General features: G+C 55.2%; 7 protein-coding genes and 1 tRNA gene. 5 read left to right on the top strand and 3 right to left on the bottom strand.

Annotated elements, in window-relative coordinates; all coding sequences use genetic code 11:
• Together BP822_RS05615 and BP822_RS05610 are read right to left on the bottom strand one after the other, a co-directional pair.
• On the bottom strand, positions 1-533 hold a 533-nt coding region (locus tag BP822_RS05615; RefSeq protein WP_286877920.1), incomplete at its 3' end, for a THUMP domain-containing protein.
• Positions 530-709 carry a DUF5350 domain-containing protein gene (locus tag BP822_RS05610; protein ID WP_013718363.1) on the bottom strand — a complete coding sequence of 60 codons (180 nt, stop codon included), beginning with the start codon at positions 707-709 and terminating at the stop codon, positions 530-532. The genes BP822_RS05610 and BP822_RS05615, both read right to left, overlap by 4 nt.
• A 105-nt stretch (positions 710-814) precedes the next feature.
• Here BP822_RS05610 and BP822_RS05605 point away from each other — a divergent pair, with 105 nt between their 5' ends.
• Complete coding sequence (locus BP822_RS05605) at positions 815-1888, top strand: lysylphosphatidylglycerol synthase transmembrane domain-containing protein (RefSeq protein ID WP_286877919.1); 1074 nt, start codon at positions 815-817, stop codon at positions 1886-1888.
• 31 nt (positions 1889-1919) lie between these two features.
• Positions 1920-1994, top strand: a tRNA-Pro gene (locus BP822_RS05600).
• Positions 1995-1999: 5 nt separating this feature from the next.
• Here the strand turns inward: BP822_RS05600 and BP822_RS05595 are convergent.
• Entirely contained in the window at positions 2000-2998 is a 999-nt protein-coding gene (locus BP822_RS05595; protein ID WP_286877917.1) for a methyltransferase, read from the bottom strand.
• A 111-nt stretch (positions 2999-3109) separates the two neighbouring features.
• On the opposite strand from BP822_RS05595, the gene BP822_RS05590 reads away from it, so the two are divergent.
• The 3 genes from BP822_RS05590 to BP822_RS05580 all read left to right on the top strand — a co-directional run.
• Entirely contained in the window at positions 3110-4375 is a 1266-nt protein-coding gene (locus BP822_RS05590; RefSeq protein ID WP_048131686.1) for an ATP citrate lyase citrate-binding domain-containing protein, read from the top strand.
• Positions 4372-6240: a citrate/2-methylcitrate synthase gene (locus tag BP822_RS05585; protein WP_286877916.1), complete on the top strand. Its 1869-nt coding sequence runs from the start codon at positions 4372-4374 to the stop codon at positions 6238-6240. Before BP822_RS05590 ends, BP822_RS05585 begins: the two co-directional genes overlap by 4 nt.
• Before the next feature lie 67 nt (positions 6241-6307).
• The coding region (locus tag BP822_RS05580; RefSeq protein WP_286877915.1) for an aconitase/3-isopropylmalate dehydratase large subunit family protein at positions 6308-7265 on the top strand (958 nt) is incomplete at its 3' end.

The following is a 7265-nucleotide window of genomic DNA, read 5'->3' as shown; positions in this document are numbered from 1 at the left end:
ATGGGCAGGCCACCCAGGCCCGGCGTGACCTCGGTGAAGATGTATGTCCCCTCTCTTCTCGCCTCGACGAATATCTCCATCTGAGGGTCCCTGAGGTTGACAGATGCGCCAGTGGCCAGTCGAACCGCTTCGCCCACCTTCTGTCCAATCTCTACGCTGGAGAACGGGACCCCAAACCTCCGGGGCCGGATGGCAAATGTCTGGATGGCTGCGCCTGACTGCATTGCCCTCTCCATCGTCTTCGCCGCCACCTCCACTGCCGCCCGGCTTATATCCTCCAGGTTGGAGGGCACACTTTGGGCAGGACTCGCGGAGACAACTCCAAAAACCTGGGAGGCAATCGCGGCCGCCCTCACATCTGGGGTATGGACGAAGATCCGGCCTTCGCTCCCGGAGATCCTGTGATCCACACCGGCTTTATTCAAACAAAAGGCTATATTGCTCTTTAAGATACGCTCCCAGCTCTGCCTGGTCCAGCTATCCTTGAGAGCGATTTCCCCGTAGCGTACCAGCACTACGTCCTGGGAAATCATGTTCTGATCTGAGTGGCCTTTATTGATCTCCTTATCTTCTTTACTCTGGAACCAGAGGCGGTATATTTCTGCATCGGACCGGGCTTCTTATAAGTGGTCTCGGCCTTGGTTACCTGCCTGACCTGGCCCTTTCTGCCCTTGATCTTGACCCATTCTACGCTTCCTGTCTTTCCCATGGGATCACCCTATCAGATCAGGATTTAAAAAGGTTGTGATTAGATCGATTGGGCCCCAGTAGTCCAAACGGAATATTTTTAACCATCCCTCCCGTTAGCCTGCAGGTGAAGAGCGATATAGAGCTTCCTATAATCCATCCAAAAAAATCAATAGCTCTAATCGCTGTAGGCCTTTTCATCTACTCTCTTTATCTCTACTATGCCGGCTACCAGGATGCAATCGATACTCTGAGGAGCGCGGCTATCAGCCTTTTTGCTCTGGCGGTAGTTCTCGCCCTGCTGGGGGTATTATGCGATGCACTGGCCTGGAGGGCCATTGCCCTCAAGTTCAACTATAAAGTGCCCGTCAAAGACATCTTCCTGATTTACCTGTCCTGCGGCTTCATGAACAATCTCATCCCCTCGGGCAGCTTCTCCGGAGAGACGACCCGGGTCTACTTCCTGGAAAAGCTTGATGGCGGATGCCGTATCGACCAGTCCTCTGCCACTGTAGCCACGACCAGGATCATCACCGCCATCCCCTTCTTCCTGGGAACGGCCATTGGCCTCGCATATCTGGACCTGGTCACAAATGCCCCTCCCTGGGCCCTGGCCACATGCTATGCCATTGCCCTGGTCCTGCTCCTCCTGAATGCCACATTCTTTGGCATCTGCTTTGCCGACAACTGGCTGGAGATAATTGCATTCAGCATCATCAAGCACGCCGAGCGCATATTGCATGTGCATATAGACCAGAATCAATGCAGCCGCATACTGGGCAGGTTTCATCATTCCATGATGCTGCTGGCGGAGCATAAAAGGACCCTTTTCATCAGCACCTTCTGGGCACTGGCAGGCTGGCTGTGCATGACCACGGTTGCAGTTGTGGTCTTCCGGTCGATGGGCGTCATCGTCTCATTCTGGGCAGTTCTGGCAGTCTATTCGGTCATGATATTCCTGCAGATGCTGCCCATATTCCTCCCCGGCGGTGTGGGGCTTGTCGATATTGTAATGAGCACTCTTTTCACTGCCATTGGAATCCCCGTGCATACAGCAGTTGCGGCAACCATCCTCATCCGGCTCGTTCAGCTCTGGATGCTCACCGCCATTGGCGGACTGGCCACCGCCTACCTGGTCAAGAAGATCAACCGAAAAAATCTTGTCGCCAGGGCAGAAAAGAGGTTAGCAAAAGGCTTTTAAAGACAACATACCACAAGGAGCACTCGCTGTTGGGACAGTGGGGTAGCCTGGTCTATCCTCGAGGGTTTGGGACTCTTGGACCGCGGTTCGAATCCGCGCTGTCCCATTTAATCAGATCAGCACTACTTTTTTGCAGCATCTGCAGGCCTTCTCAAGCTCTCTGGTATCCATTCCCGGAAAATGATCGATCAGGCAGAGGTCAGCGGGCGAGGCCCTCTCAAAAAGCCTGGCAAGATCGCCATGATAGACCTCAATATTGCAGGCACCACTGGCACGGCCTACCAGCACCGGTTCCGTTCCGACCTCATGCGAGGAGACCTGAGGATACTCTATTCTCTCTATCCCCAGAAGATCTCGATTGGCCTTTAGGTTGAGGAGAACGTTTTGCAACGCGGGCAGCCAGACATCGTTCAGTACTACCTCCTTGGCGCCGGCCAGGGCGCACATCAGCCCCAGCGTTCCCGGACCGCACAGCCCATCCACCACCCGGGATGCCTTTCCCTGCAGCATGAGTTGCTCTATGATCCTCATCTTGGGGGCGCTCTGCCTGGAGAACTCAATATGAATCTTCGACTGGCTCTTGTAGATGACAAGCTCGCCAAAGAGGCTCTGGCAGACGTCAGCCCTCAGATCGGATCCGGCTAAGAGTGCATTCTCCAGGGGCTTTGTGCCTTTTTTATGCATTCCAGGAACGCCCTGGAAGAGGATAACCCCTCTGATCTCCGGTATCCGTTGCACCATTGCCTGGGCAGCCTCACGGGATATGTTCTCCCCCTGGATGATCAGGCTGTCCGGCCCCAGGCGGGGGGAGTAGGCCAGAGGATAGCCCACAACCACCAGCGGCGATCCGACGCTTCTCAGCGTTTCCCGCTCGTCGCGCAGACCAAAATCATGCAAGACATGAAGAGCATCCAGCATTACCGCATCCAGCGTCGCTCTTCCGCAGGAGGAGCACCTTTTTACCTTTCCGGGCAGGTCCCGGCATCCCCTGGTTTTGTCCAGATTCGGCTCTGGCGGGCAGTCGGGGCAGGCTAAATACCTCTCTTCTATCCCAGCCAAGACCGCTGCCGCGGGTTCAGCAAATGCTTTTTCGGAATCAGGATACTTCATGTTCGGCCAGTCCCCTGGAAGTATCTCAATATTTTCCCGAAACAAATATCTTATCCCGGAGAAAAGTTTGTAAATAAGAAAAGCATTAGGGCGGCGAAGGTGGTTTTTGACATGGCACAAAGAGGCATCAGGGAATATGACGCAAAGAATCTGCTAGCTAGATACCTTCCCGAGTACCTCGATGATTTCTCATATAAAGGGAACCTGGCATTAGTTGGTCCTGAGACGGATATAGAAGGGCTTGAGGCAGAAAATCCGTGGCTGAAGACGACCAGGCTTGTGGTCAAGCCTGACCAGCTCTTTGGAAAGAGAGGGAAGCTGGGCCTTGTTCTTCTGGATGCGGACTGGGAGGAAGCAAAGGAATACCTCAATGAGAAAATGGGCCTAGAGGTTACCATAGGAGGAATAACCGGGAGGCTGTCCTATTTCCTGATAGAGCCTTTCACACCCCACAAAGAGGAGTACTATGTGGCTATCAGCTCGGATTATGAAGGGGACAACATCTTCTTCTCAATGGATGGCGGCGTCGGGGTGGAGGAGAACTGGGAGAAGGTAATATCTATCCATGTGGACTCCTTGGAAGGAATCGATGCTCTGGACGTAGGCTCCAAGCTGCCGGCAGAGCTGGGAGATAAGAGAGCGCTGGTGGAGGAATTCATCACCGCCTTATGGCGGTTTTATAGCGATACCGGCTTTGCCTACGTGGAGATCAATCCCTTCACATTCTCAGGCCGCGGAATCGTCCCGCTGGATATGGTGGCGAAGCTGGATGACGCAGAAGAGTACTGGCAAAAGAAGAGATGGTCGGAACTGGCATTCCCTGAACCATTCGGCAGGACTCCTTCCAAGGAGGAGCTCTTCATCAAGGAGATCGACTCCAAGACCGGAGCCTCTCTGAAGCTCACCATCCTCAACCCGGAGGGAAGGGTCTGGACGATGGTCGCCGGCGGCGGAGCGAGCGTGATCTATGCCGATACCATCTGCGATTTGGGTCACGCCGATGAGATGGCCAATTATGGTGAGTACAGCGGTGATCCCAATACCGAGGAGACCTACCACTACACCTGTACCATCCTGGACCTGATGACCCGGAGCAAAAATCCCAACGGGAAGGTGCTCCTTATCGGTGGGGCCATTGCCAACTTCACCGATGTGGCCAAGACCTTCAAGGGAGTGGTCATGGCCCTGGAGGAGTACCAGCAGAAGCTGCAGGAGGCCGATATTGAGATCTATGTGCGCCGGGGAGGGCCGAATTACGAGCAGGGCTTGAAGCTCATGCGGGATCTGGGCAAAAGGCTTGGCGTTCCCATCCAGGTTCACGGACCGGAGACCCACATGACGAGAATCGTCCCCCTGGCACTGGAGGAGAATCAATGAGCAGGAAAGATTACGTTCTCTTTGACATAAATACAAAAGCATTCGTCTATGGCTACCAGACCAATGCCATCCAGCGCATGCTGGACTTCGATTATGTCTGCAAGCGCTCGTCGCCCAGCATCTCGGCTATCATTAATCCAAGCAGAGCCGGGATCCATAAGGCATTTTGGGGAACCAAAGAGATAATCCTGCCCATGTACAAGACCATCCCCCTGGCAGCTCTTGCCTATCCAGAGGCAGATGTGATGGTCAACTTTGCCAGCCACCGATCAGCTTTTGAGACCACCATGGAAGCGCTGAAGGAGGATACCATTCGCATCGTCGCCGTCATCGCCGAAGGCGTGCCTGAGAGGCAATCCAGGGTGATGGCCGCCACAGCTAGGAAACTGGACAAGATCGTCATCGGTCCGGCGACGGTGGGGGGGATGACTGCAGGTGCCTTCCGCATAGGGAACACCGCCGGTACCATCGAGAACATCATCGCCTCCAAGCTATATCGACCGGGATGCGTGGGCTTCGTCTCCAAATCGGGTGGCATGCTCAATGAGGCATTCAATATAATCTCCAGAAACTCCGATGGCATCTATGAAGGAGTGGCCATCGGAGGAGACCGTTATCCCGGATCGAACATGCTCGACCACATCCTCCGCTATGAGAGAAATCCAGCCATCAAGATGATCGCCTGCCTGGGCGAGCTGGGCGGTGAGGACGAGTACATGATCATCCAGGCCCTCAAAGAGAAGAAGATCACCAAACCTCTGGTGGCCTGGGTCACAGGCACCTGCTCGCCCTACCTTCCGGCCAGCGTCCAGTTTGGCCATGCCGGTGCCAAGGCCAACACCGAAAAGGAGACTGCTCAGGCTAAAAACGATGCCTTCCGCCAGGCAGGAGCATATGTGCCCAGGTCTTTCGATGACTATGGGGAAATGGTGCGCCAGGTCTACGATATGCTCCTCACTCGGGGTATAGTGCAGAAGTTCGATGAGCCTGAGGTTCCCCGCATCCCCACGGACTACAGCAAAGCTCTGGCCACTGGCGATATCCGCAAGCCCACCACATTCATCTGCACGATATCCGATGACAGCGGCGAGGAGCTGCTGTATGCAGGAAAGAAGCTATCCGATGTCCTGGACCGGAAGATGGGAATAGGTGGGGTCATCGGCCTGTTATGGTTCAAGAAAGAGCTCCCAGAATATGCCGCCCACTTCATAGAGCTGGTCATCCAGATCGTGGCGGACCACGGCCCGGCGGTCTCGGGAGCACATAATGCCATAGTTGCCTCCTGTGCGGGAAAGGATCTGATCTCATCGTTATGCAGCGGGCTTTTAACCATCGGCCCCAGGTTTGGCGGGGCAATCGACGATGCCGCCAGGGAGTTCAAGCGGGCACAAGAGACCGGCCTTGCCCCGGAGCGGTTTGTGGGCGAGATGAAAAAGAAGGGTATTAACATCCCTGGCATAGGCCACAAGATCAAGAGCGTAAAGAACCCGGACAAGAGAGTCCAGCTGCTCATAAGCTATGCCCGGGCCAACTTCCCCTCGACCGAGCTCCTGAACTATGCCCTGCAGGTAGAAGAGCTCACCACCGCCAAGAAAGGTAACCTGATACTGAATGTCGACGGGTGCATCGGTATTCTGTTCATAGACCTGATGAGTTCCTGCGGCGCCTTCAGCAAAGAGGAGATAGATGAGGTGGTGCGCCTGGGATATCTGAACGGCCTCTTTGCTCTGGGCCGCAGCATCGGCCTGATAGGGCATATCCTGGATCAGAAGCGACTCGGCTCCCGGCTCTACCGCCACCCGGCAGAGGATATAGCCTATATGATGCCCTCGGAGGAAGAGATTCAATGCAAAAGAGATCGATAACAGATGCCTGAGATAATGGAGGATCGCCATTGAATGAGAGCATAAGCAGCACTGTGGAGAAAGGGACTTGGCGACTATAAGCCAGAAGATACTCTCCCGCGCCTCCGGCTATGACGGGATGGCAGAGCCTGGGGAGATCGTGGAGGCGGAAATAGATTATGCCATGTCTCATGACGGGACATCGGTGCTGGCCATCAGATCCTTCCGGGAGATGGGGTCAGAAAAGGTTTGGGACCCGGATAGAGTGGTTGTGCCATACGATCACATCGTCCCGGCCAACAATGAGACCGCTGCCGATCTGCAAAGAGAGGTGAGGAACTGGGCCCGCGAGCAGAATATCTCCCACTTCTTCGACTGCGGCACAGGGGTCTGCCATCAGGTCTTCCCCGAGCAGGGCTTCGCCCTTCCCGGCACACTGCTGGTGGGAGCGGACTCACATTCCTGTACCTATGGCGCTTTTGGAGCCTTCGGCACAGGCGTTGGGGCAACTGACATGGCCGAGATCTACTCCGCTGGCCGGTTATGGTTCAGGGTGCCCGAGACCATAGGAATAAAGGTGGAGGGAAGACTCGCTCCATTCGTCTCTGCCAAGGACATTGCTCTCCAGGTGATAGGAGATCTGGGTGCAGATGGCGCTACCTACAAGGCGGTCGAGTATATCGGTCCCGCCATTGAAGGTCTGAGCATATCAGGAAGGATGACCCTCTGCAACCTGGGGGTGGAGATGGGGGCAAAAGCGGCCATCGTCCCGCCGGATGAGAAGACAGATGAGTGGCTCCGTGGCCGGGCGCGCCAGCCGTACACTCAGGTTTTCTCTGATCCGGATTCATACCAGCAGCAATATGATTACGATATAGCTGAGCTTGAACCCCAGGTGGCGGCCCCCTTCCGGGTGGACAACGTCCGGCCGGTCTCAGAATTGGCGGGGCTAAAGATAGATCAGGCCTTCATAGGCACCTGCACCAATGGCAGACTGGAAGACCTGGAGGCGGCTGCCGGGATACTGAAGGGAAAGAGGGTCCGAG

It is taken from the genome of Methanosaeta sp. UBA458 (genome assembly GCF_002496085.1).
GTDB lineage: Archaea > Halobacteriota > Methanosarcinia > Methanotrichales > Methanotrichaceae > Methanothrix > Methanothrix soehngenii.
This window is presented reverse-complemented; position numbering and strand designations above follow the sequence as displayed.